The following is a 24,877-nucleotide window of genomic DNA, read 5'->3' on the forward strand; positions in this document are numbered from 1 at the left end:
GTGACGCGGAGGTGGCGCAGCCGGCCGCAGCCGTCAACCGTGAATTACCGGCCCCACGCGACAATATAATTCACGATATCAACAACACATGAGGACATCTCTTTTACTCGCTATTCCCGCCGCCTTGTCCATAACATTACCCTTTGCCTCCGATTCGGCGTTGACGCTGGTCACACAGCCGCAGCAGGGTTACACCGCCATATATGACCTGATGAACAAAGCACAAAAAACACTAGACCTGACAATGTACGAGCTGACCGACACCACCGCCGAGAACGACCTCGTCAACGCCGCCGCACGGGGCGTGACGGTGCGGGTGGTGCTGGACGTCAACCGGGAGAAGTCGCACAACCAGGCGGCCTACACGCTGCTGTCCGGCAAGGGAGTGCACGTGGTGTGGGCCGACACCACGTACGCCGCCACCCACCAGAAGACGCTGACCGTCGACGGCGCCACCTCGGCGATCATGACCGGCAACCTCACCAGCCAGTACTACGCCACCAGCCGGGACTTCGCGGTCGTCGACACCACCGCCGCCGACGTCGCCGCCATCGAGAAGGTGTTCAACGCCGACTACGCGCACTCCACGGTCACCCCGGGCGACGGCGCCGACCTGGTGTGGAGCCCCACCGACTCCCAGTCCAAGCTGCTGGCCCTGATCAACGGGGCCACGGCCACGCTCCAGGTGGAGAACGAGGAGATGGGCCTGCCCGCGGTCACCACCGCGCTGGAGAACGCGGCCAAGCGGGGCGTCGCCGTGCAGGTGATCATGACCAACACCGCGAACGACTACGCCAGCGAGTTCGACGCCCTCACCGCCGCCGGCGCCAAGGTCGCCACCTACGCCGCGAACGCCTCGCTGTACATCCACGCCAAAGCCATCGTCGCCGACTACGGCCGCACCGGCGCGAAGGTGTTCCTCGGCTCGGAGAACTTCTCCAGCGCCTCCCTCAACCAGAACCGGGAACTGGGCCTGATCACCACCGACTCGGCCGTCCTGACCTCGGTGCACACCACCCTGGCGGCGGACTACAGCGGCGGCACCCCATGGACGTGACTCCGCCGCGTCACGAAAATGTCAGACCCCCTCGCTAGGGTCGTAGACACCGTGGGGAGGAACACGAGGAACCGGTCCGCGGGGGCAGTCGACGAGGGGGTATCGGCTGCCCCGGCGGATTGGGCGAGGTGTGCTCGCGGAAAGCGCTCGCCAGCATCCGCCGGAGTGTCTTCTGGGGCTCCCGCCCCAGACCCCAAGCCAAGGGGCTTCGCCCCCTGGACCCCCGAGCTGGGCGCGCGGAAGATGGCCGCCGTCATCACCCCACCCCATCCAAGGGGCTCCGCCCTCGCGTTGGCCTCGGAACCGTCAGGGGACGATTTTCCAGGCGTTGTTGCCGGCGCTGCCGCAGCGGCCGATGTCGCCAAGCATGGCGTTGAACACCATTGTCGAATGCGGATGGTGGCCCGTGTAGTCGATGACCCAGGTGTAGGTCTGGTGCGCCGGCAGTTCCAGCCGAGAATGCGGGAAGTGGAAATTCTCGTTGTCGTAGAAGAATCCGATGTCGTACACGTGGAAATAGTCGTTGGTGTTGTTGGTCATGCTCACGCTGTGCATGGAGAACGGCCCATTGGCCGGCCAGTGGCCCTTCATTACGAAGTTGATCTGACCCGAGGCCACCGAGCCGGGCGGAACGCCGCAGGTGGCGGCGCTGTCGACGGCACCGTCGATGGAGGTGTAGCCCTGGGCGTCGGCTCCCCAGAAATGGGCGGTGTAGTTGTGGATGCCGCCACCGTCGGCGTTGGCCGAGCCGGTGACGGCAACCGAGGCCAGGCCGACGGCGGTGATCGCGGCGGTGATCCGGACGGCTTTCGAAAGCAATTTCATGTTTCCCCCAGCGTCTCGAACTGCCTGCCCGACCACCTAAACACGGAAATGGCCGCCGAACGCGAGTTCGGCGGCCACCCGTATGAGTGAAAAAATCAGACGACCGGCATCTCCTCGGCGAAATGGCACGCCGACAGCAGGTCGCTGTCCCCGCGCTTGCGCAGCTCCGGCACCTCGGTGGCGCAGATGTCCTGCGCCTTCCAGCAGCGGGTGCGGAACCGGCAGCCCGAGGGCGGGTTCACCGGGCTGGGCACGTCGCCGGTGAGCACGATCCGGTTGCGCTGGCGCTCCCGCTCCCGCTTGGGGTCGGGCACCGGCACGGCCGACAGCAGCGCCTGCGTGTACGGGTGCATGGGCCGGCTGTAGATCAGCTCCCGCGGCCCCATCTCGACCAGCGTGCCCAGGTACATGACCGCGACCCGGTGCGAGAGGTGCCGCACCACGGACAGGTCGTGGGCCACGAACAGGTAGGCCAGGTTCAGCTCGTGCTGGAGCTCCTCCAGCAGGTTGACCACACCCGCCTGCACGGACACGTCCAACGCGGACACCGGCTCGTCCAGCACCACGAACTTCGGGTTCAGGGCCAGCGCCCGGGCGATGCCGATGCGCTGCCGCTGGCCGCCGGAGAACTCGTGGGCGTAGCGGTTGCGGTGCTCCGGGTTCAGGCCGACGATCTCCATCAGCTGGTTGATCCGGGTCTGGATGGCGTCCACGCTGCCGAACCGGTGGATCCGCAGCGGCTCGGCGATGATGTCGTTGACCTGCCAGCGCGGGTCCAGCGACGCGTACGGGTCCTGGAACACGATCTGCAGGTCCCGGCGCATCGCCTGCAGCTCCGGGCCACGCATGGTGGTCAGCTCGCGGCCCTCGAACTTCACCGAGCCCGAGGTGGGCTTGTGCAGCTGGAGGATGGCCCGGCCGGTCGTCGACTTGCCCGAGCCGGACTCGCCGACCAGGCCCAGCGTCTCACCGGCGGCCAGGTCGAAGGTGACGCCGTGCACGGCCTGCACGTGGCCGACGGTGCGCGGGATGATGCCGCCGCCGCGGACCGGGAAGGACTTGAACAGGTCCTTCACCTGGAGCAGGGGCGTGCCCGTGGCGCCCGCACCGCCGGTCGCCGGCTTGGTCTCGGTGCCGGTGCTCACGACGCGGCCTCCTTCTCCTGGTCGCCCTTCGTTTGGTCGGCCTTCGTTGGGTCAGAGCTGTCCGCGAGGTGCTCCTCGACGACCGCCTCGGGGTTGTCGATCATCAGCGCGGCGATCGGCTCCTCGGCGCCGATCTCCTTGCGGGCGAACAGCTTCTTCGGGTCCTCGTAGCCGGCCAGGTCGTTCCACCGGTGGCAGCGGGTCAGGTGCGCCACCGCGCCGCCGACCTCGGCCAGGTCGGGCTCGGAGTCGTGGCACACCGGGGCCACCAGCGGGCAGCGCGGCGAGAAGGCGCAGCCTGAGGGCAGGTTGACCAGCGAGGGCGGCGCGCCGCTGATCGGGGTCAGCCGCTGGCCGATCAGGCTCGGGTCCGGGTTGGAGCCGAGCAGACCGACCGTGTACGGCATGCGCGGGGTCTCGAAGACCTCGTCCACCGCCCCGGACTCGACCACGGTGCCGGCGTACATCACCTGCACCTTGTCGACCATGCCGGCCACCACGCCCAGGTCGTGGGTGATCATGACGATGGCCGCGCTCGTCTCGTCCCGGATGCGCAGCAGCGTCTCCAGGATCTGCGCCTGCACGGTCACGTCCAGCGCGGTCGTCGGCTCGTCGGCGATGATCACGTCCGGGTCGTTGATGATCGCCATCGCGATCACCACACGCTGGCGCATGCCGCCGGAGAACTCGTGCGGGTACTGCTTGGCCCGCCGGTCCGGCTGCGGGATGCCGACCTGCTCCAGCGCCTCGACCGCCTTGGCCCAGGCCACCTTCTTGGACACCTTGTGGTGCTCCAGGTAGGCCTCGGACAGCTGGGCGCCCACGGTGAACACGGGGTTCAGCGAGGTCATCGGGTCCTGGAAGATCATCGCGATCGAGTTGCCGCGGAACTTGCGCATCTCGTTGTAGCTCAGGCCGTTGAGCTCCTGGCCGCGGTAGGCGATGGAGCCGGAGATGCGGGCGGTCCGGGGCAGCAGGCCCAGGATCGCCATCGAGGACACCGACTTGCCGGAGCCGGACTCGCCGACCACGCCCAGCACCTCGCCGGGCCGCAGGTCGAAGTTGAGGTCGCGGACCGCGTGCACCACGCCGTCGTCGGTGGGGAACTCGACGGTCAGGTCGGACACCCGCAGCAACGGCTCGTTCGTGTCGATCCCGTTGGTCATCACGCACGCACCTTCGTCTGCCGTGGGTCGAACGCGTCACGCAGTCCGTCGCCGATGAAGCTGATGGTCACCGAGATCAGCACGATGGCCAGGAACGGACCCCAGAACAGCCACGGCCGCAGCAGCACCTGGGTGTAGTTGTCCTGCACGATCAGGCCGAGCGAGGTGTCGGGCAGCTGCACGCCGAGGCCGATGAACGACAGCGCGGCCTCGGTCAGCACCGCCGTGGACACCGACAGCGTGGCGTTCACCGTGATGGTGCCGATCATGTTCGGGATCAGGTGCTTGAACACGATGTGCCAGGTGCCGGCGCCGGCCGCGCGGGAGGCCTCGACGAACTCGCGGGCCGACAGCGACAGCGCCTCGCCGCGGGTGATACGGGCGATCTGCATCCAGCTGAAGATGGCCAGCACGCCGGCCACCACGTACCAGCTCGGGGCCAGCGCGTGCACCAGCAGCGCGACCACCGCGATCTGCGGCACGATCAGGAACAGGTCGACCAGCCGCATCAGGCTGTTGTCGATGAAGCCCCGCAGGTAGCCGGCGACGGCGCCGACGAGCACGCCGACCACGGTGGAGCTGATCGCCACGGTGAAGGCGATGGCCAGCGAGAACTGGGTGCCGCGCAGCAGCTGGGCCAACGTGTCGTGGCCGATCTGGTCGGTGCCGAGCAGGTGCCGGCTGCTGGGCGGCAGGTACCCGCCCGAACTGGCGTCGGCGAAGCTGTACGGCAGGAAGAACGGCACCACGATGGACACCAGGGCCAGCAGCACGAGCACGCCGAGGCTGACCATGGCCAGGCGGTGGCGCACGAAGCGGCCGAGGATGATGGACGTCTGAGACCGCGCCTTGGCGTCGAACTCGTGGCGCACGGCGGCGGCGGCCGAGCCGTCGGTCGCGGTGGTCTGGGTCGCGTTAGCCAAGGCGGATCCTCGGGTCTAGAAGGCCGTAGAGCAGGTCCGAGATGAGGTTGAACAGGACGACGACCGTCGCGGTCACCGCGAACCAGCCCATCAGGGTGGGCGGGTCGTAGTTGCCGACGGACTTCACCAGCACGGTGCCCATGCCGTTCCAGCCGAAGACCCGCTCGGTGATGATGGCGCCGCCGATGATGGCGCCGATGTTGAGCGCGAACAGCGTGCTGACCGGGATCAGCGCGTTGCGCATGGCGTGCCGGAAGATCACGCGGGCCTGCGAGAGGCCCTTGGCCCGGGCGGTGCGCACGTAGTCGGCGTTGAGCGTCTCCAGCATGGACGCGCGCTGGAACCGGCTGTACGCGGCGAAGCTGATGGTCATCAGGGAGATCGTCGGCAGCAGGAAGGTGCCGGTGTAGTTGACGATCACGTCGGCGAGGTTGTGGCCGAAGCCGGTGGCCGGCGGACCGGCGGTGGTCAGCCAGCGCTTGAGGTGCAACGAGACCAGCAGGTCGTTGAACTGGATGCCGTAGTTCTTCACCACGACGGCGACACAGGCGATCGGCATCGAGAACATCAGGAACGCGACGCTGGTCATGATGTAGTCGAAGATCGAGTACTGCCGGACGGCGGAGAGCACGCCGACGGCCACACCCAGCACGAGCGCGAGCAGCTCGGCGCCGATCACCAGCCGCAGCGTCACCCACAGCGCGTTGGTGATGGTGTCGTAGACCGGGGCCTGCGCCTCGCCCAGGGCGACGCTGACCCCCCAGTTGCCGCTCAGGAAGCCGGTCAGCCAGTTCCAGTACCGGATCAGGATCGGCTGGTCCAGGCCCAGCTGGACGGACAGGGAGTGGATCTGCTCGGCGGTCACGCCGGGCTTGGTGCGCAGCGCGGCCAGCGGATCACCGGCGGACGCCACGAGTATGAAGACGAGGAAGCTGCCGATCAACAGGATGGGTATGGAGATCAGCAACCGTCGAATCAGGTACTGGAACACGGGTTGCTCCTCGACGACCTCACGCCGACGCTGGTCGGGTAGCCGGCTGGAGCGAGGTCTGCCTGGACGGGTGGGGACGGGGTCAGTTGCTGCACGGGTGCGCCCCGGCGCCGATCGCGACCGACGCCGGGGAGTCTTCAACCGTAGTACTGCTCAGGAACCGATCAGGCGTTGGGCTTCTGCCACTCGTTGGCGTTCCAGAGAGTGCCGTAGAACGACTGGAAGTAGGCCCGGTCGATGTCGCCGGTGTAGGCGTACATGTTCGGCGGCTGGAACAGCGGGAACGTGCAGTACGTGGCCGCGATCGCCTTGTCAGCGGCCTGGTAATCGGCCACCGCCTTGGCGTCGTCGGTCTGCGCGATCGCGCTGTTGAAGGCGTCGTCCGAGGTCTTGTTGCCGCATCCGTTCCAGTTCTGGCCACCACCGGTGATGTAGGTGGACAGGCCCGCGGAATGGAACGGCTGCACCGACCACGCGAACAGCGCCACGTCGTAGTCGCTCTGGCTGACCCGCTTGTCCAGGAAGTTCGCGTCGGTGTCGTCCTGGATGTCGATGCCGGCCGCCTTGCACTCCTGCTGGAGCAGCGCGACCGTCGACTTGCGGCGCGGGATGTCGGTGTGGCTGATCTTGAACGACAGCTTCTGGCCGTTCTTCGCCATGATGCCGTCGGGCCCCGGGGCCCAGCCATCGGCCTGCAGCGTCTGCTTGGCGGTGGCCGGGTTGTTGATCAGCTTGTCCGAGTAGTTGTCGGTGTAGCCGGTCTGGTTCGGGAAGAACACGACGCTGTTGAACGGCTTGGCGTCCGGCTGGACCTGCTTGACCAGCTTGTCCACCAGCTCGTTGCGGTTGATGCACTGGCCGAAGGCCTTGCGCACCGCCTCGTCCTGGAACAGCGGACGCTTCAGGTTCAGGTCGAGGTGCTCGTAGTTCAGACCCGAGGTGGCGCCGTAGGTGATGCCCGAGGAGGCCAGCGTCTGCAGCGTCTGGGCCGCGTTGTTGTCCGGCTGGGCCGAGGACAGCACCTGCTCCTCGTTGTTCTGCAGCGCCTGGACCTGGGCGTTGGAGTCGGGGATCGCCTTCAGGGTGATCTGCGACGGGCCGCCCGGGTTGCCCTTCCACTTCGGGTTGCGCACCAGCGTGATCGAGGTGCCCTGCTGCCAGTCCTTGATCATGTACGGACCGGAGGCCGGGTCGAGTTCCGGCTTGACCCCGTTCCAGCCGTTGTTCCAGAAGTCCGACACCTTGGTCAGCACGTCGGCCGGGCTCTTCGGGGTCACCTGGGTGATGTCCGAGATGCCGGTCTGCTTCTCCAGGATGTGCGCCGGCAGCAGCTCGTCGGTGATGCCGAACAGGCTCTTGTAGTCACCGAACGGCTGGGAGAACGTGGTCACCAGCGTGGTGTCGTTCTCGCACTTGGCCGAGCTGATGGAGCTGTAGCCCGTGGTGCTGCCCGGCAGGAAGTACGTGGTCTTGCCGTCCGGCTTCAGGTCCTGGCCGCTCTCCGAGAGCCAGGACAGGTAGAAGTCCTTGCAGCCCCACGGCGCGCCGTCGGACCACTCCAGGCCCGGCTTCATCTTCCAGGTGATCACCTGGGGGTTGGTCGACGTGACCGTGACCGAGTCCATCATGTCCTTGTTCAACAGGACCTTGTTGTTGCCGTCCAGGATGAACGGCCGGGCCAGGACCTGGATCAGAGCGAAGGTGTTGTACGACTGGACCGCGCTCGCCTGGGCGTTGTTGTACGCGGTGAACGGCTTGTCGGTCGAAACAACAACCGGGCCCATGTCGTTGACCTTGGGGGCGGTGTACGAGTCACCGGATTCACCCTTGGCAATGGTCGCGTTCGTGCTGCCGGAACCCGACCCGTTGCTCTGATCGCTACCACCAGAGCCGCCACATGCGGTCAGCATGAGCGCGGCGCCGGCGATCACCGCGATCGCGGGGATCGCCTTGGATCTCCTCATTGACACGTGCCCTCCTAGCACAGGGCGGCCGCGACTCGATCAGTCGACGTGCACACCCGGGGACCATAGCGCGCCACAAGCTACTCGACCTGCGCGCCTGTGCCAGGCACCGTAAGAAGGGGAATACCCGGCGGTCACTGGTGACACGGCGATCGTGACCAAAGGGTGACACGGTGACAGCGCGTAGCGATTGACCCGTTACCGGGCGGGATCGTCCGCTACCCGAACGGGCGAAAAATCTGTCAAGAGTTGAAATCGGCGAGTGCCGCCACGTTGCCCGAATTAACAGCAATTAACAACACGAACGGGTCACTTGCGAACTGATCGGCGCCACGTCGGCGCGTCGGCAAAGGGACCGACCAAGGGGGGCCCGCCGTTCACACCAGTGATCTCAGGACCGGTTGCGAGGACATCGGCGAGTTGAAACAGGGGCATCGCGACGTGTTGTTGCCACAGCGCCGGCTCGACCGTCGCCAGGGCGTCCGACAGCGGCATTCCGCCGCTCAGGGCCGACTCGATGGTCGGCTGCAGGCCGTGGTCGCAGAACCCGGCGGGATTGGCCGCGGGCAACGCGGTTGTGCCGTCCGGCAGCGGGCCCCGGCAGCCGAACGACGCAGCCAGCACGCTGGCCGGGTCGCCGCCGACCGGCTGCGGGACGATCGCGATGTCCACCGAGGAGGTGGCGTCGCCGCCCTGGTCGTTGGTGGCCGGGGTGGCGCTGCCGGTCCCGGTCGTCGTGGTCGTGGTGGACGGCAGCACCGTGCCGAACAGCTGGTCGCCGGAGGTGTTCAGGATGGTCGCCCCGATGCCGGCCGCCTCCAGCTGCTGCTGGAGCACGCCGGCCAGTTGCGAGTACGGGGCGCGGTCGTTGGGCGCGCCGATCACCAAGTTGAGCGGCACTCCGTCACGGATCCACGATCCGTTGGTCTTGGTGTAGCCCAGCTGGGTGAGCTGCTGGCTCACGGTGTCGGCGTTGGGCGTGCCCACGCCGGCCGGGATGGTCGGCTTGTACCCCGGCTGCGACGGGGCCAGGGCCAGCGAGTCGGCCCGCAGCGCGGCCGAGGGGCCGCCGGCCGAGCCGATGGAGATCAGCGCCTCCCGGTCGATAGCCGCGAACACGGCGGCCCGCAGCGCCGGGTCGGACAGCCGGGGGCTGGACTGGCGCAGCAGCACCTGCACCACGACCGGATTGGGCACGGTGGTCAGCTGCACTGTCTTGCCCAGCTCGGTGAGCGCCCGCATGGTGCTGTCGCTCGGGTCGAGCACCGCCAGCTGGTCGTCGCCGGCCTTGAGCGCGCTGACCAGGTCGGCCGGCCCGGCCTGGCGCAGCACGATCTGCTGCAGCTTGGTCGACTGGCCCCAGTAGCGGTCGTTGCGCTGCAACATGATCTCGCCGCGGTCCTGGTCGATGTCGCGCACCGAGAACGGGCCGCCGGCCACCGGAAAGGTGGTGCTGAGCGCGCCGGTCCAGCCGCCGGGGGCGTCCTTGAGCAGATGAGCCGGCAGCAGGTCGTTGAACAGCGTGCGCCAGCCCGGGTAGGGCTGGCTGAAGGTCACGTCGGCGACCCGGCCGCCGTCGCGGGCCGACACGCCGGTGATCAGGCGGTAGCCGGCCGGGTCGACCACACCGGGCTGGCTGCGCATGTTCTGCCACAGGTAGGCGAAGTCCTCGGCGGCGATCGGCGCGCCGTCACCCCAGGCCGCCTGCGGCTGGATGGTGTACGTGACCGTGTACGGCGCGGCCTTGGTCACCTGGGCCGAGACCATCAGGGTCTGGTCCAGCACCGGGGAGCCGTCCGGTCCGATGTGGAAAACCGAGGGCAGCACGAGTTCGCCGAGCGCCCGGGCCACCGTGGTCTGGCTGGCCAGCAGATGCGGGTTGTAGCCGCCCTTCACGCTGTCCACGCCGACCACCAGCTGGGTGGGGTCGGTCGGATGCGTGGGCGTGACCGTGGTGGGCGGGGCGCTGACCAGCGGGGGCGGTGGGGAGTCGGTGCACGCCGTCAGCAGCGACACCGCCGCCGCGAGGGCGAGCAGCACTGACCTGCCGCGCACGAATCCCCCTCCTGCTACCGGAAGTCAGGGGCGAAGCCCCGTGTGGTCCACAGCCGTCAACTATGGACCACACGGGTGAATAGACGTGTGCGGGGTCCCAGGGGTTGCTACTTCGCGGCGGCGTCGCGGGTCTTGGCGCGGGACCGCTCGCGGCCGCGGGTGGTGGAGTCCAGCACCAGCTTGCGCACCCGGATCACGGTCGGCGCGACCTCGACGCACTCGTCGCTGGCGCAGAACTCCAGCGCCTCCTCCAGCGACAGCTTGCGCGGCCGGGCCAGCGTCTCCATCACGTCGGCCGAGGACTGCCGCATGTTGGTGAGCTTCTTCTCCCGGGCCACGTTGATGTCCAGGTCCTCGGCCCGCGGGTTCTCGCCCACGACCATGCCCTCGTACGCGTCCTGGCCCGGCTCGACGAAGAACGTGCCGCGGTCGGCCAGCTGGATCATGGCGTACGCGGTGATCGGGCCGGTGCGGTCGGCGACCAGCGAGCCGGAGTGCCGGGTGCGGATCTCGCCGGCCCACGGGTGGTAGCCCTCGAACACGTGGTTGGCGATGCCGGTGCCGCGGGTCTCGGTGAGGAAGTCGGTGCGGAAGCCGATCAGGCCGCGGGCCGGGATCACGTAGTCCAGCTTGATCCGGCCGGAGCCGTGGCCGTCCATGTGCTCCATCCGCCCCTTGCGGTTGGCCAGCAGCTGGGTGACCGCGCCCAGGTGCTCCTCGGGGGCGTCGACGGTGAGCCGCTCGTAGGGCTCGCACAGCACGCCGTCGATGGTGCGGGTGACCACCTGCGGCTTGCCCACGGTGAGCTCGAAGCCCTCGCGGCGCATCTGCTCGACCAGGATGGCCAGGGCCAGCTCGCCACGGCCCTGCACCTCCCAGGTGTCGGGGCGCTCGGTGGGCAGCACGCGCACCGAGACGTTGCCGACCAGCTCGCTGTCCAGCCGGGCCTTGACCAGGCGGGCGGTGAGCTTGGTGCCGCCGTTGCGGCCGGCCAGCGGCGAGGTGTTGACGCCGATGGTCATGGAGATGGCCGGCTCGTCCACGGTGATCCGGGGCAGCGGCTCGGGGTTCTCGGCGTCGGCCAGGGTGTCGCCGATGGTGATGTCCTGGATGCCGGCGATGGCCACCAGGTCGCCGGCGGCGGCCTGCTCGGCCGGCTGACGCTCCAGGCCCTCGGTGATCAGCAGCTCGGTGATCTTCACGCGCTGGGTCGAGCCGTCCTCACGGCACCAGGACACGAACTCGCCCTTGCGCATGGTGCCGGCGTGGATGCGGCACAGCGCGATACGGCCGAGGAAGCTGCTGGCGTCCAGGTTGGTGACCAGGGCCCGCAGCGGGGCCTCCGGGTCGCCGGTCGGCGCCGGCAGGTGGCCGAGCAGCACGTCGAACAGCGGGTCCAGGTTCTCGCTGTCGGGCAGGCCGCCGTCCGCGGGCTGGGTCAGGCTGGCCTTGCCGGCGCGGGCCGAGGCGTAGATCACCGGCAGGTCGAGCACGGAGTCGTCCGCGCCGACCTCGGTGGCCAGGTCCAGCAGCAGGTCGTGGGTCTCCTCGACGACCTCGGCGATGCGGGCGTCGGGGCGGTCGACCTTGTTCACCACCAGCACCACTGGCAGGCCGGCGGCCAGCGTCTTGCGCAACACGAAGCGGGTCTGGGGCAGCGGGCCCTCGCTGGCGTCGACCAGCAGCAGCACGCCGTCCACCATGGACAGCGCGCGCTCGACCTCGCCGCCGAAGTCGGCGTGGCCGGGGGTGTCGACCACGTTGATCGTGACGACCCCGTCCGGCGTGCTGCGCCGCACCGCGGTGTTCTTGGCGAGGATCGTGATGCCCTTCTCACGTTCCAGGTCGCCGGAGTCCATGACCCGGTCGACCAGCTCGGCCCGGGCGGCGAAGGCGCCTGACTGCCGCAGCATGGCGTCGACCAGCGTGGTCTTGCCGTGGTCGACGTGCGCGATGATGGCGACGTTGCGAAGGTCCGTGCGGATCTGACTCGCGGTTGCCGTGGGCACGCGGAACTCCTAGAGCTAACGAAGTGGGAGGTGGGCACCGGCGGCCTTCTGATACCCGCACGTGTCCTGGGCCATCATACCTTTTCGGACGCACGGGTTCCGAGTAAGGGCAGCCTCACCTATCCTGGCCTGAGTCGAGGACGGGAGCGCGTCGGGTGGGCAAAGCCAAGGTGAAGAAGAAGTGCTGCCGGTCCAAGCCCCGATGCCAGCGCTGCCCGGTGATCGCCCTGCTCAAGGCCAAGAAAAAGGCGGCCTGACGGCCGGCCCCACCAAGGGTTGTCGAGCTTGCGCCGATCGGGGCAGCGTCCGGTTGCCGAGTGACAGGGTTCACACCGAATCAGTGCGTGGGCGCGATCACTCTGACGTCGTAGAAGACCCCGTTGTGGTCGGGCAGGACCAGTGCCCCGGCGGCGTCCACCATCTTCCAGAGCACGTGGCACGTGCCGGTGCCCCGCGGCGTGACCGGGACGCTGACCGCCACCATCTGACCCGGCTCGGCGTCGGGCACCGGCACCCGGGCCGGCGACTCGCACAGCACGGTGGTGCCGCCGGCGATGGCCAGGAACCGGCCGTGCCACGGCACCGTGCCGATGTTCTTCAGCCGCCACACCTTCGTGAAGGTCTGGCCGACCAGCACCTGCGAGCCGTCCGGATAGGTCATGTCGCCGGACAGGCCGTCGCCGCCGAAGCCGGAGGCGTCGCCGGGCAGCGGGTAGGGGTTGGCGGCACCCCAGGTCGGCAGCTGCCGGAACAGCCGCGGGGCCAGCACCGCGGCGGCGGCCAGCAGCACCACGGCCGCGATGGCCAGCGCGGCTCGCCGGCGGACCTTCCTCCTGGACGTCGCCTCGACCGCCTCGGGCCCGGGATCCACCAGCTCGACGACGACCGCATCCGGATTCGCGAGCTCGGCATTGGCCGTCTCCCAACGGAAACGCCACTCACGCCGGACGTCCTCGCTCGAGCCGGCCAGGCTGCGCACAAACTCCCAGGTGGTCTCCCAGGACGGCAGCGAGCGGCCCCGGGTGGCCGCGGAGAGCGTGGACTTCGAGGCCGCCGCGCCGAGTTCGGCGCGCATCCGGTCATAGGACGGGTTGCCGGCGAGCTCCTTCAGCTCCAGGAGGTCGCGGGCGAATCGGGCCGCCGGACCGGCATCGACGTCGGGAACGATGTGCTTGCGCCCCCGTCGAGCCTGATTCTGAGGACCGGTCACAGACGGGAATATAAACCACCTGGGGGTATGTCAACGGTCCGTGACGAATTGTGCGAGGCGGGTGACCCCTCCCTCCTGGGCCACCCGCCGCCCACCTCAGAGCTTGCAGCCTTCCTGAATGCGGTCGACCTTGTTCTGCGCGCCGATGTCGAACTTCTTATTGCCCTTGGTGCCACCGTTGGTGACCATGCAGTAGATGTCCTTGCGGCCGTCCTGCACGTCGGCGACCACGATGCCCGCGGACACCTTGCCCGAGCAGTGGTTGTTGAAGTAAATGGTCACCGAGGTGATGCCGTTGGCCCAGGAGTAGTTCGCCTGCGCGCCCTTCGGCGAGGAGCAGTCGATGTGCGCGGTGTGCTTCGTGGTGGCGTCGGCGGCCGGGGCCGCGACGGCCATCAGGCCCAGACCAAGCGCGCCGGCGGCGACAACGGCCATAACCTTGTTCATTTTCCGCTTTCCCCTCTGAAGTCTGCGGTCGGTGAGAACATCTCAGCCCGACCGCGGCTCCCGGTTCAAGCCGGAAATGTGCATAGTCAATTCCAGGGACGTTCGCGCAGGTCAGAGCCTTGTTCGGGCAATGTTCGACAGCAGCCGGGACAGGTCGGGGAGGAACGCCAGGTCCGCTTCCAGCCACGGCAGCGCATCGAATTCCTCGACGCCGATCCATTTCACCGCGCTGTGTTCCACCGCCACCGGCTCCGCGTCGTCGGCCAGTGTCGCCGTGTAGAGCCTGAGCACCATTCCGTTCTTGAGCGGAACATCGGGCCCGACCGTGCGGCCGGCGGTCACCTCGACACCCAGTTCCTCACGGCATTCCCGGACGACCGCGTCCGTTTCGGACTCGCCCGGCTCGACCCGCCCGCCCGGGAATTCCCAGCGGCCGGCGTGATCGCTGGGAAAGGCCCGCTGCTGGGCGAGCACCTGTCGATTCCGGACAATGGCGGTGGCGACGACGATCTGGGGCATCGTCAGATCCTGCCCCACATCGCCAGGCCGGCGGCCTGCCACCGCACCTCGAATCGCGCGCCGCCCTCGGGCGAGTCCGTCACGCGCACGGTCCCGCCACGCCGCCGCACGGCCTCGGCCACCAGGGCCAGCCCCAGCCCCGCACCGCCGGTTCCGCGGCCACGGTCGTCGTCCACGCGGTAGAAGCGGTCGAACAGCCGGGTGCGGTGCTCCACCGGCACGCCGGGCCCGTCGTCATCGACCAGCAGTCGCACGGTCGTGCCCGCCGGCAGCACCGACACCCGCACCTGCACGCGGGCGTACCGGAGCGCGTTGTTGAGCAGGTTGTTCAGCACGAGCGCGACCTCCCCCGGCGCACACAGCACCACCGCGCCGGCCCGTGGGGCGTCGACCCGGATTCGCGGACCGCCGTCGACCGACAGGCGCTCGGCCGCGGCGGTCGCCGCCTCGCTCACGTCGACCCGTCCCACCGGCTGCGACTCCCCCGCGTCGGATCGGGCCAGCGCCAACAGGTCGTCGACCAGCGTCGACATCCGCATGGACTCGTCGGTGACGGCCGCGAGCACCTCCTGCGCGAACTCCGGATCCGGGTGCGCCACCGCGACCTCCGACTGCGCGCGGATCGACGCCACCGGCGACCGCAGCTCGTGCGCGGCGTCACCGGTGAAGCGCCGCAGCCGCTGCACCGCCTCGTCACGCCGGGCCAGCAGGTCGTTCATCGCCACGGCCAGCGAGCGCAGCTCGTCATGCGCCTCCGGCACCGGCAGCCGCTGCCCCGCCGGCAGCGCACCCGCGGCGGCGTGCATGCGGCGCACCGGCCACAGCGACCAGCCGACCAGGAACCACGTCGCCACGCCGATCAGCAGCGACGCCAGGACCGCCGCGAGCGAGAGCCAGGCCGTGCCGTGGTCAACGGCCTCGTTGTAGCCGACGAGACCGGCACTCGCGGCGACCAGGCGCGGCAGTCCCGTGGGGTCGTAGACCACCTGCGCGACCCACCGGTGCGGCGGGTCGTCGTCCAGCCGCAGCACGCTCACGCCAGACATCAGCGCGTCGACGTCGTGCTCACTCAGATTCGGCTGCCGGCCGCCGTCGACCGGCGCACCATCGGTGTCCAGCACACGCACCTGCACGTCGGTGAGCGTCGAGTCCACCGGCTTGCCCTGCACCACCTGTGTGGTCGTCAAGTCCAGCGCGTGGTGCAGCTCGGTGTCCGCGACCCCGACCAGCAGCGTGCCGATTGCCCCGCCGCCGAAGCGGGCCAGCACCAGCAGGCACGCCATCGCGAACAGCGTGGCCGAGCCAGTGATCTTGGAGCGCAGTGAGCGCCGCCGCCACCAGGCCCGTGGGTCCAGCCGTTTCCGCAGGTTCGTCAGGCTCATCCGGTTCGTCGGGCTCATCGAGCTCATCGGCACAGAACTCATCGGCGCAGGGCGGCGTCCAGCTCCGGCGAGCTGGCCATGTACCCGTGGCCTCGGATCGTGCGCACCACGTCGCCCGCGCCCACGGCCTCCAGCTTGCGCCGCAGGTAGCCCACGTACACCTCCACCGCGTTGCGCGTGGCCGCCAGCTCGTCGCCCCACACCGTGCGCAACAGCTCGTCCTTCGTGACCACCGCCCCGGCCCGGCTGGCCAGCACCTCCAGCACCGCGAACTCACGGGGGCTCAGCGCCACCACCTCGCCGGCCCAGCGCACCTCACGACCGGCCCGGTCGATGACCAGCTCCCCCACCTTCAGCTGCACCGCCGCCGCCTCGCTCGACGCGCCCCGCCTCAGCACCGCCCGCACCTGCGCCACCAGCACCATGAACGAGAACGGCTTCACCAGGTAGCCGTCCGCCCCCAGGTCCAGGCCGTCCGCCTGGTCCACCTCGCCGTCCTTGGCCGACACCAGCAGCACCGGCGTCTCCACGTTCTCAGCCCGCATGTGCTGCAGCACCCGGTAACCCGACAGGCCCGGCAGCATGATGTCCAGCAGCACCACGTCGAAGCTGCCGGTCAGCGCCGCCCGCAGCCCGCTCGGGCCGTCCGCCGCGCACACCACGTCCATCCCCTCGGCGGTCAGGCCGCGTTCCAGCGCCCGCCGCACCCCCATCTCGTCGTCCACTACGAGCACCCGTGGTCTCACCGGGCCAGTATGGCCACGTCCACGGCCGCTCTCAGGGATATCTCAGCCCGCCGGGCCGGCCGCTCCCGCCGCGGGCATCCCTCCCACCTGCGCACACAGCCTTCTCCCAGCTCCGAACCCAACCAGCGCGCCTACCTGCGCTCTCAGTCTTCTCTCAGCTCCTCAGCCCGGTCTCAGCTGGCCTTGACCAAGCTCGAAGCGTTCACTGGACGTGAGTGGGAAGGGGAACCATGAGCGGGAAGAAGGCAGGTCTGGTCGTCGGGGCGGCCGGCGTGCTGGCCGGCGTGGTCGGTCTGGGGGTGCTCGCGGCGCCGGCCGGCGCGGGGCCCGCCCCCGTGCTGCCCAAGGTCAGCGCCGAGGAGCTGGTGCAGTCGGTGCTGACCACGAAGTCCATGCCGGCGCTGGCCGGCACGGTCACCGCGACCAACAACCTGGGACTGCCGGCGGTGCCGGGGCTCGGCCAGGCGTCGCGGTTCCTCAGCAACGGCTCGACCAACACCCAGGTCTGGACCGACGGCAAGGGCCGGGGCCGGCTGTCGCTGCCGAACGCCACCTCCGAGGAGACCGTCGTGTTCGACGGCGCCACGGTGTGGGACTGGACCTCGTCGAACAACACCGTGCACAAGGAGACCGGCGCGCCCGACAAGGCACACCCGGACAAGCCCTCCAACGGTGAGGTCGCCACCGACCCGGCCCAAGCGGCCAAGCAGATCATCGCCCTGATCAACAAGGACAGCACGGTCAAGGTGGACGGCACCGCCACGGTGGCCGGCCGCTCGGCCTACGAGCTCGTGCTGGCCCCGAAGCCGACCGAGCGCACGATGCTGCGCGAGGTGCGCATCGCCGTCGACTCGGAGACCAAGATCCCGCTGCAGCTAAGCGTGCTGGCCAACGGCAACGCGCAGCCCGTGGCCCAGATCGGCTTCTCCAAGCTGGAGGTCGCCGCCCAGGACCCGGCGCTGTTCACGTTCACCCCGCCGGCCAACGCCAAGGTCGTCACCGGCTCGGCGGACGAGGCCAAGCAGAAGGCCAGCGAGGTCAAGGGCCAGTTGCCCGAGCCGAAGGTCGTGGGCAGCGGCTGGGACACCGTGCTGGTGACGAAGCTGCCGGCCGGCGCGCTGAGCGGTTCGGCCGACAGGAGCGCGACCACCAAGGGTGGCGAGAACGTCGACCCGTCGCGGCTGCTGGGTCAGCTGGGCAAGCGCGTCACCGGGCCGTGGGGCTCCGGCTACGAGATCAGCACCGCCGTCGGCACCGCGCTGGTCCTCGACGACGGCCGCGTCGCCGTGGGCGCCGTGCCCGAGCAGGCGCTGACCGACGCGCTGGCGAGCGTGAAGTGACCAGCACCTCCCTCGTGGAGCCGGGAGTGGGGGCGGCCGTGGCCGCCCCCACCCTCGCGGCGCGGACTCGGGGACTGCGCAAGACGTATGGCAGCACGGTCGCCGTCGACCAGGTGGACCTGGACGTGCCTGACGGCGCTGTGCTGGGGATGTTGGGCCCGAACGGCTCGGGCAAGACCACCACCATCCGGATGCTGCTCGGGCTGGTGCAGCCCACGGCCGGCGAGGTGGAGCTGCTGGGCCATCCGATGCCCAGCGGGGCGCAGATCACGCTGCCGCACGTCGGCGCGCTGGTCGAGGGGCCCGGCTTCCACCCGTTCCTGTCGGGGCGGGAGAACCTGCGGCGGGTCGCCTCGGCCGAGCCGCTGATGTCCACCTCGGCGATCGCCTCGTCGGTGACGGACGCGCTGGAGCGGGTCGGCCTGGCCGACGCCGCCGACCGCCGGTACCGGGGCTACTCGCTCGGCATGAAGCAGCGGCTGGGCCTGGCCTCCGTGCTGTTGCTGCCGCGGCGGCTGGTCGTGCTGGACGAGCCGACCAACGGGCTCGACCCGGCCGGCACGCGGGAGATCCGGCGGGTGATCGCCGAGCTGCACGCCGCCGGCACCACCGTGCTGGTCAGCTCCCACCTGCTGGCCGAGATCGAGGCCACCTGCACGCACGTCGCCGTGCTGCACAAGGGTTCCGTCGTCGCCCAGGGCGAGCTGGCCGAGCTGCTGGAGGCCGGCGCGCCGGCCCTGATCGTGTCCACTCCGGACGTCGAGGCCTCCCTCGACACGTTGCGGGACAACGGCATCGCCGCTCGGTCCACTGAGGACGGACTGTTCGTCGAACTCATCGGCACCACCGCGCCGCAGGTCGTCCGGGTGCTCGTCGAGGCCGGTGCCGGGGTGCACGAGGTGCGCCGGCGCCGCACCGGGCTGGAAGACCTGTTCGCCCAGCTCACGGAGGGGGAAGCCGAATGACCGCCGCCGTGCTCGACCGGCCCGCGCTGGATCGCCCGGTCCGTGCGCCACTGGGCCGGCTGCTCGCCTCCGAGCTGCGCTGGGTGCTGCGCCGCCCGCGGACCGTCATCGCCATCGTGCTGCTGGCCGGTGTGCCCGTGCTCATCGGCGTCGGCACCCGGATCGCCAGCAGCGCCGGCATCGGTCCCGGCGGCGGGGGCCTGTTCGCCAGCCTGATCGGCAACGGCTTCGTGCTGCCGATCCTGTCCCTGACGCTGCTGCTCACCATGCTGCTGCCGCTGCTCGGGGCGATGGCCGCCGCCGACGCCCTGGCCGGCGAGTCCGCCCATGGCACGCTTCGCGGGCTGCTCATCGCCCCCGTCAGCCGGGCCCGGCTGCTCGCCGTCAAGGCCTTCGGCGTCGGCGCCACCGTGTTCATCGCCGTCGTCGCCATCGCCGTTGTAGGCCTGCTCACCGGTGTCGTGCTGGTCGGCACCGACGGCCTGATCACCCTGTCCGGCAACACCCTGAGCTTCGGCGACGCGCTCGCCCGCATCGGGCTGGCCGTGCTGTGGGTGACCTTCCAGGTCTGGGCCGTCGCCGCCATCGCCCTGGCCGTCTCGGCGTTCACCGAGCACCCCCTGGTCGTGATGGCCGCGACCCTGGCCGGCGCCCTCGTGTTCGGCATCCTGACCGTGATCCCCCAGCTCGACTGGCTCCAGCCGTACCTGCTGACCAGCACCTGGCCCACGATCACCGACGTGCTGCGCGACCCCATGCCGTGGGACGGCCTGGTCAACAGCACCCTCAAGGCCGCCTGCTACCTCGTCATCGGCATCGGGGCGGCCTACGCCCGCCTGTCAACCAAGGACGGCTGACTGTGGACCGGGCGGCGGGTTGTCCACAGCCGCCCCAAACAAAGATCCACAACCCCCCTCACCTGGTAAAATGGTGTCGGGGTCGCCCCCCGGGAAGGGCGGGGGCTGGATTCGTCAGAGGTCGCGCAGGAAGTCCAGCAGCGCCCCGGTCACCACGTCGGGGCGTTCCTGCTGCGTCCAGTGGCCACAGGCCGGCACGTCCACCACGCCACGGAGGTTCGGCACGAGGGCCCGGGCGGCGGCGTCCAGCGGGTAGAACATGCGCACGGCGTCGTTCTCACCGCTGATGTAGAGCGACGGCGGGGTGATGGGGGCGTCCTGCCAGGCGGCGGTCAGCTCCCAGTTGCGGTCGAGGTTGCGGTACCAGTTCAGCCCGCCGGTGAAACCGCTGGCGGTGAACTGGTCGACGAACGTGGCCAGGTCCTCCTCGGTGAGCCAGGCCGGGAGCGTCTCGGGTTCGGCGAACAGGCCGAGGAAGCCTTCCGACGGCTCGGGATTGCGGACGGAGGCGTAGGTCATGCGCAGGGTGGCGGCGATGTCCTTGCCCAGGGCGGCATCGGCGACACCGGGCTGCTGGAAGTAGTTCTGGTAGAAGCCGTCGCCGAACCGCTCCCGGGTGACGGTCAGCGGCGGCACGGACGGGCGGGGCAGCGGCGGCACGCTGATGCCGACGACACCGCGTACGACGTCGGGCCGCAGCAGGGCGGTGTTCCAGGCGACCATGGATCCCCAGTCGTGGCCGACGACAACGGCCCGCTCCTCGTCGAGCTCGCGGATCAGGGCCACCACGTCGCCGACCAGGTGGAAGATCGAGTACTGGTCGATGCCCTCGGGCCGGTCGGACGAGCCGTAGCCACGCTGGTCGGGCGCGACGACCCGGTAGCCGGCGGCGGCCAGCGCCTCGATCTGGTGCCGCCACGAGTACGACGTCTCCGGAAAACCGTGCAGCAGCAGGACAAGCGGTCCCGAGCCCTGCTCGGCGATGTGCAGGTCGATGCCGTTCACGCGGACAGTGCGGTGGTGCGGCAAGGTTTTCTCCTCAGTCTTCACGTTTTCCGATGGACTCCAGCACCGCCTCGCGCTTGGCCGTCAGCACGGCCAGTGCGGCGTCGGCGGTGGCCCGGATGTCCTCGGGGCTGGGCGTTTCCGGCCCGAGCAGCGCGGTCGTCGCGGCGGCCAGCACCCGGGCCGGGTCGTCCACGGACACGGTGTTGAGCACCCGCTGTTGGGTGGCGGCGTTCAGGAAGCCGGAGAGCAGGGCGTGCAACGCGTACGCCTGCTCGTCGAGGGCCCAGTCGGTGCGGGCGAGATTGTGCTCACGCCACACCGGAAGCGCGGCGTACATCAGCGCGCCGGGGCCGAGCTCCTCACGAAGCTTGGTGCTGCGGGGGTGTTGGGTGAGGGCGCCGAGCATGTCGTCGTCCTCGATCTGGAGCGCGCGAACGAACGGCCGGTCCACGGCGTTCTGCATCACCATCGGCAGCAGCCGGCTGGGGCGGCAGACATCGGGATCGTCGGCGACCACCGTCGCGAAGGTGTCGGTCATGGCTAGGAAATCCCGGGCGAACAGGCCCACGAGCAGGTCCTCGCGGGTGCTCCAGTGCAGGTACACGGTGCCCTTGGCGACGTGCGCCCGCTCCGCGATCTCCGCGATGGTCAGCCCCTTGACCCCGCGCTTGAGCACGAGTTCCCGCGCCGCGGCCAGAATGCGCGCCGCGCTGCCGGAGTCCTGTTCCGCAAGTACCGCCATGATCGTCCTCCCGTGGGCGCCGGCCTGGGATTATGCCCGCGCGATGTCGATTTCCTTCATACGCCCGGACTTGTTGTGGGTGCGCATGAACTTCAGCAGGTTGGAGGTCACCGGCATCGCCATGCCCCGCATCATCACCCGGCGCAGGGTGATCTGCTTGCGGTTGGGCGTGAAGACCGCGGTCTGCTGCACACCCAGCTGCTGGTAGTAGTTCAGGTACGGCCGCAGCCGGCGTTCCCACTCGGTCAGCGCCCGCTCCACGTCCCCGAACCGGGCGAGCATGGTGCCCAGCAGGTCCGCGCCGGCCAGCCCGGCCGACACACCCATGCCGGCGTACAGCGTCACGCACCACGCCGAGTCGCCGACCAGCACGACTCGTCCCTTGTGCCAGCGGTCCATGTGCACCTGCTCGACTGAGTCGAACAGCAGCTCGTCGGTGCCCTCCAACGCCTCCAGCGCCGCGCCGAGCATGTCGCCGGTGGGCTCGGGGCCGAACGCCTTGCGCACGCGGACCGCGGGCGGCTCGGTGAACTCGGCGTCCACGTCGTCGGTCCGGTACCCCATGAGGATGGTCGGCGCGTGGTCGACGAACGGGAACACCCACAGCGAGCGGTCCGGCTCCAGCAGCGTGCAGCCGTCGTGCAGGGCGAGGTCGCCGAGCCCGCCGGGCAGCTGGAAGGCGGCGATCATGTAGTTCAGCCGGCGCAGGTAGCGCGAGTCCGGTCCGAACGCCAGCCGGCGGACCGTGGAGCGCAGGCCGTCGGCCCCGACGACGAGGTCGAACCGCTCGGTGCCGGTGGTGCCGTCGGCGGTGTTGGCCAGCGTGACGGTGACGCCGTCGTCGTCCTGCTCGATCGCCGTCGGCACGGTGGAGTAGCGGATCTCCACGTCCTCGGGCAGCGCCTCGAACGCGGCCTGCTCGACGTCGCCGCGCAGCATCAGCCACGGCTCGCCGGGGATGTCCCGGAAACCGAGGCCGCGCCGCCACTCGCCGAAGCGGTCCAGGTCGTAGGTGACGCCGTCGTGCGCGGTCCGGTCATGCAGGCCGGCCATGATGCCGAGCCGCTCGGCCGCCGACTTGCCCGCGCCGAACAGGCCGACGAAGTACCCGCCGGAGCGGCGCTGCGGCGCCTTCTCGATCAGCACCGGCTGCCAGCCGGCGCGCTTGAGCCCCAGTGCCGTCCCGATGCCGCTGATGCCGAGCCCGACGACAAGAGCCCGGCGGCCGTGTTCCGTCTTCGTGGTCATGCCACCACGGTAGACGCACTGACCAAATTCGTCATTCCGTCTATTCTATGGCGTGCGTCACTCAGTTCCAGGGGCCTCCGTCGACGGTCGCGACGCCGGCCTTCAGCAGTTGCAGCTGGCATTCGAGGCGGTCCGCGTCGGCGGTCCGGCGCTGTGTCCGGTACAGCCGCATGGCCTGCCGCCACGCCGCGCGGGCCCGGTTGTTCTGGTCGAGCGCCCGGTACGTCTGACCGAGCCTCTCCAGGGTCTCGGCGGCGGCGTAGGTGTCGCCGAGCTCCTGCAGCAACACGAGGGCGTGCTGGTAGTGCCCGAGCGCCTCGGTGTGACCGACGGCATCGGCCAACCGCCCCAGGCTGTCCAGGATGGTCGCCTCGCCGAGCCGGTGGTGGTGCGCGCGAAACAGGCTCAGCGCCGCCTCGTAGGTGCCGCGCGCCAGCTCGAAGTCGCCGAGCCGGGCCGCGAAGTTGCCGACCATGTTCAACGCGAACGCCTCGCGCAACGGGGTGCGGACGGCGCGGTAGATGCGCAGCGCGGCCGCGGCGTGCCGGAGGGCCTCGACGGTGTCGCCATGGCGTCCCCACACCTGCGCCGCCGCGTGGTGGGCGGCGGCGCGGTACGCGAGGTTGCCGGTCTCGACGGCGAAGTGAATCGCGTCGGCGACGAATCTCAGGGCCTGCGCGTGGACACCGAGCCGTGAGTACGCGTACCCGAGCATCTGGTGCACGATCGCCTTCGCGGCGGACTCGGCGACGCCCTCGACGGCCTCGTACCCCAACCGCCAGATCGCCAGATCGTGGTGCAGATGCCCGCGCGACAGGTGGTAGGCGTGCAGCGTCCACGCCAGCTGCCAGACGTGCTGGCGCCAGCCGGACCGGTGGGCGAGCTCCTGCACGGCGAGCAGCTGCGAATGCTCGGCCTCGAACCAGGCCAGCGCCGCCCGCCGGGTCTCGAGCACGGCCGGTCGACAGCCCTCGGTCGCCGGCACGATGTCGACGGGCTGGCTGTCCGGATCGAGCAGCCGGTCGGCGGCGCGGCTGGTGTGCAGGTAGAAGTCGACCAGCCGGCGCAGCGCGACCTCGGGGCCGTGCCGGGTCGGGGTCTGCCGCGCCTGCTGGATGCCGTACAGCCGGATCAGGTCGTGCACCCGGAACCGCTCCGGAGCAGGTTCCTGCACGAGGGAAACCCGTTCCAGCTCGCGCAGCACGACGCAGGCGTCCTCGACGGGCAGGCCCACCAGGCTGGCCACCGCGGGCAGGCTGAGGTCCTGGCCCGGGGCCAGGCACATCAGCAGGAACGTCTCGGCCTCCCGGTCGGTCAGCGCGGCGTACGACCACGAGAACACGGCCGACAGGCTGGTGGCGGGGTCGTGCTCGTCCAGGACGCCGAGCCGGGTCGCCGTGTCGCGCAGCTCCTCGGCCAGCCGGGTCAGTGTGAAGCCGGGACGGGCAGTGGCTCGGCCAGCGACCACGCCCAGCGCCAGCGGCAGACCCGCGCAGCTGTCCAGCAGCTCGCCGACCGCCGCCGGCTCGCCCGCAATGCGTTCGAACCCGAGCCGACGCGTGAGCAGGGCGTGCGCCTCGCGCGCGGACAGCACGCCCATCGGCACGAGTTGGGCGTCGTGCTGCACGAACAGTCCGACCAGCCGACTCCGGCCGGTGATCACCACCACACAGCTCGAACTGCCCGGTAACAAGGGCGTGACCTGGGCAATGTCCCGAACGTTGTCGAGCAGTATGAACATTCGTTTACCAGCCACCAGGCTGCGGTACAGACAGGCCATGCCATCGATGTCGACGGGAATTCGCCCCGATTCGACACCGAGCGCCTGAAGGAAGAAGTGCAGAACGACGCAGGGCGTCTTCGGCTCACCGGCCGCGTCAAAGCCACGCAGGTCCGCAAACAACTGACCGTCCGGGAATTGGGCGATGTTCTGGTACGCCCAGTGCAGCGCCAGCCAGGTCTTCCCGATTCCGCCCCCACCGCAGATCATGGCGATCCCCGACCGCGCCACGGCCGCCGTGAGCTGCCGTGTTTCCCGGTCCCGACCGGCAAACGTTCGCGGCCGCGGCGGCAGGTGGCCGGGTACGTGCCGGTCCGCGGCCGGCGGGTGCATGTGCACGCCCCCATTGATCTCCCGGGCTTGCACAACGGTGTCGAAATGACCGGAAGCGACCGTATTCACGGCCGCAGATCCGAACACCTCATCGATTTCTTCTGCCATCAGGTACGCCCGGGCGCCGACAATGACCGACACCCGCTCCTTCCCCATCCCCAGATC

General features: G+C 69.7%; 21 protein-coding genes. 4 read left to right on the plus strand and 17 right to left on the minus strand.

The genetic code is table 11. The features are described from left to right. Window positions 1-211 precede the first annotated feature (211 nt). The gene (locus JJ691_RS34245) at window positions 212-1,057 is read left to right on the plus strand and encodes a phospholipase D-like domain-containing protein (protein ID WP_211763702.1); all 846 of its coding nucleotides are present in this window, start codon (window positions 212-214) and stop codon (window positions 1,055-1,057) included. A 306-nt stretch (window positions 1,058-1,363) separates the two neighbouring features. On the opposite strand, the gene JJ691_RS34250 is transcribed toward JJ691_RS34245, so the two are convergent. The 13 genes from JJ691_RS34250 to JJ691_RS34310 form a co-directional block, all read right to left on the minus strand. Next, window positions 1,364-1,918 carry a hypothetical protein gene (locus JJ691_RS34250; protein WP_211763703.1) on the minus strand — a complete coding sequence of 185 codons (555 nt, stop codon included), beginning with the start codon at window positions 1,916-1,918 and terminating at the stop codon, window positions 1,364-1,366. A gap of 59 nt (window positions 1,919-1,977) precedes the next feature. Continuing rightward, complete coding sequence (locus tag JJ691_RS34255) at window positions 1,978-3,027, minus strand: ABC transporter ATP-binding protein (RefSeq protein ID WP_211763704.1); 1,050 nt, start codon at window positions 3,025-3,027, stop codon at window positions 1,978-1,980. Next, window positions 3,024-4,193 carry an ABC transporter ATP-binding protein gene (locus JJ691_RS34260; protein WP_211763705.1) on the minus strand — a complete coding sequence of 390 codons (1,170 nt, stop codon included), beginning with the start codon at window positions 4,191-4,193 and terminating at the stop codon, window positions 3,024-3,026. Before JJ691_RS34260 ends, JJ691_RS34255 begins: the two co-directional genes overlap by 4 nt. Then, window positions 4,193-5,116: an ABC transporter permease gene (locus tag JJ691_RS34265; RefSeq protein ID WP_442912497.1), complete on the minus strand. Its 924-nt coding sequence runs from the start codon at window positions 5,114-5,116 to the stop codon at window positions 4,193-4,195. Before JJ691_RS34265 ends, JJ691_RS34260 begins: the two co-directional genes overlap by 1 nt. Beyond that, on the minus strand, window positions 5,109-6,107 hold the full coding sequence (locus JJ691_RS34270) for an ABC transporter permease (RefSeq protein WP_211763706.1): 999 nt from the start codon (window positions 6,105-6,107) through the stop codon (window positions 5,109-5,111). The genes JJ691_RS34265 and JJ691_RS34270 overlap by 8 nt, the downstream gene beginning before the upstream one ends. Window positions 6,108-6,271: 164 nt before the next feature. After that, window positions 6,272-8,071 (minus strand): ABC transporter family substrate-binding protein, encoded by a 1,800-nt coding sequence (locus JJ691_RS34275; RefSeq protein ID WP_211763707.1) that lies wholly within the window; start codon window positions 8,069-8,071, stop codon window positions 6,272-6,274. Window positions 8,072-8,380: 309 nt separating this feature from the next. Next, a complete protein-coding gene (locus JJ691_RS34280; protein ID WP_211763708.1) occupies window positions 8,381-10,126 on the minus strand; it encodes an ABC transporter family substrate-binding protein in 1,746 nt (581 codons plus the stop codon). Window positions 10,127-10,233: 107 nt separating this feature from the next. Further along, window positions 10,234-12,135, minus strand: a complete 1,902-nt coding sequence (typA, locus tag JJ691_RS34285) for a translational GTPase TypA (RefSeq protein WP_211763709.1) — start codon at window positions 12,133-12,135, stop codon at window positions 10,234-10,236. Between the two features lie 337 nt (window positions 12,136-12,472). After that, complete coding sequence (locus JJ691_RS34290; protein ID WP_249227196.1) at window positions 12,473-13,345, minus strand: NBR1-Ig-like domain-containing protein; 873 nt, start codon at window positions 13,343-13,345, stop codon at window positions 12,473-12,475. A 96-nt stretch (window positions 13,346-13,441) separates the two neighbouring features. Further along, window positions 13,442-13,792: a hypothetical protein gene (locus JJ691_RS34295; RefSeq protein WP_211763710.1), complete on the minus strand. Its 351-nt coding sequence runs from the start codon at window positions 13,790-13,792 to the stop codon at window positions 13,442-13,444. A 111-nt stretch (window positions 13,793-13,903) separates the two neighbouring features. Then, a complete protein-coding gene (locus JJ691_RS34300; protein ID WP_211763711.1) occupies window positions 13,904-14,311 on the minus strand; it encodes a (deoxy)nucleoside triphosphate pyrophosphohydrolase in 408 nt (135 codons plus the stop codon). A 2-nt stretch (window positions 14,312-14,313) separates the two neighbouring features. Beyond that, window positions 14,314-15,735 (minus strand): ATP-binding protein, encoded by a 1,422-nt coding sequence (locus JJ691_RS34305; protein ID WP_249227197.1) that lies wholly within the window; start codon window positions 15,733-15,735, stop codon window positions 14,314-14,316. Beyond that, on the minus strand, window positions 15,732-16,439 hold the full coding sequence (locus JJ691_RS34310) for a response regulator transcription factor (protein ID WP_211763712.1): 708 nt from the start codon (window positions 16,437-16,439) through the stop codon (window positions 15,732-15,734). The genes JJ691_RS34305 and JJ691_RS34310 overlap by 4 nt, the downstream gene beginning before the upstream one ends. 230 nt (window positions 16,440-16,669) lie before the next feature. Here JJ691_RS34310 and JJ691_RS34315 point away from each other — a divergent pair, with 230 nt between their 5' ends. From JJ691_RS34315 to JJ691_RS34325, 3 genes are read left to right on the plus strand one after another with little or no spacing between them, the layout of a single operon-like run. After that, window positions 16,670-17,779, plus strand: a complete 1,110-nt coding sequence (locus JJ691_RS34315; RefSeq protein ID WP_211763713.1) for a LolA family protein — start codon at window positions 16,670-16,672, stop codon at window positions 17,777-17,779. Then, window positions 17,776-18,744: an ABC transporter ATP-binding protein gene (locus JJ691_RS34320; RefSeq protein ID WP_211763714.1), complete on the plus strand. Its 969-nt coding sequence runs from the start codon at window positions 17,776-17,778 to the stop codon at window positions 18,742-18,744. The genes JJ691_RS34315 and JJ691_RS34320 overlap by 4 nt, the downstream gene beginning before the upstream one ends. Beyond that, window positions 18,741-19,601 carry an ABC transporter permease subunit gene (locus JJ691_RS34325; protein ID WP_211763715.1) on the plus strand — a complete coding sequence of 287 codons (861 nt, stop codon included), beginning with the start codon at window positions 18,741-18,743 and terminating at the stop codon, window positions 19,599-19,601. The genes JJ691_RS34320 and JJ691_RS34325 overlap by 4 nt, the downstream gene beginning before the upstream one ends. A 114-nt stretch (window positions 19,602-19,715) precedes the next feature. On the opposite strand, the gene JJ691_RS34330 is transcribed toward JJ691_RS34325, so the two are convergent. From JJ691_RS34330 to JJ691_RS53120, 4 genes are all read right to left on the minus strand, one after another. Continuing rightward, window positions 19,716-20,630 (minus strand): alpha/beta fold hydrolase, encoded by a 915-nt coding sequence (locus JJ691_RS34330; protein WP_211763716.1) that lies wholly within the window; start codon window positions 20,628-20,630, stop codon window positions 19,716-19,718. 10 nt (window positions 20,631-20,640) lie between these two features. After that, window positions 20,641-21,351 (minus strand): TetR/AcrR family transcriptional regulator, encoded by a 711-nt coding sequence (locus JJ691_RS34335; RefSeq protein WP_211763717.1) that lies wholly within the window; start codon window positions 21,349-21,351, stop codon window positions 20,641-20,643. Window positions 21,352-21,381: 30 nt separating this feature from the next. Continuing rightward, a complete protein-coding gene (locus JJ691_RS34340) occupies window positions 21,382-22,599 on the minus strand; it encodes an FAD-dependent monooxygenase (protein ID WP_211763718.1) in 1,218 nt (405 codons plus the stop codon). Window positions 22,600-22,660: 61 nt separating this feature from the next. Next, on the minus strand, window positions 22,661-24,781 hold the full coding sequence (locus JJ691_RS53120) for an ATP-binding protein (RefSeq protein WP_211763719.1): 2,121 nt from the start codon (window positions 24,779-24,781) through the stop codon (window positions 22,661-22,663). Window positions 24,782-24,877: the final 96 nt, after the last annotated feature.

It is taken from the genome of Kutzneria sp. CA-103260, assembly GCF_018263855.1.
In the GTDB taxonomy this organism is placed as follows: domain Bacteria; phylum Actinomycetota; class Actinomycetes; order Mycobacteriales; family Pseudonocardiaceae; genus Kutzneria.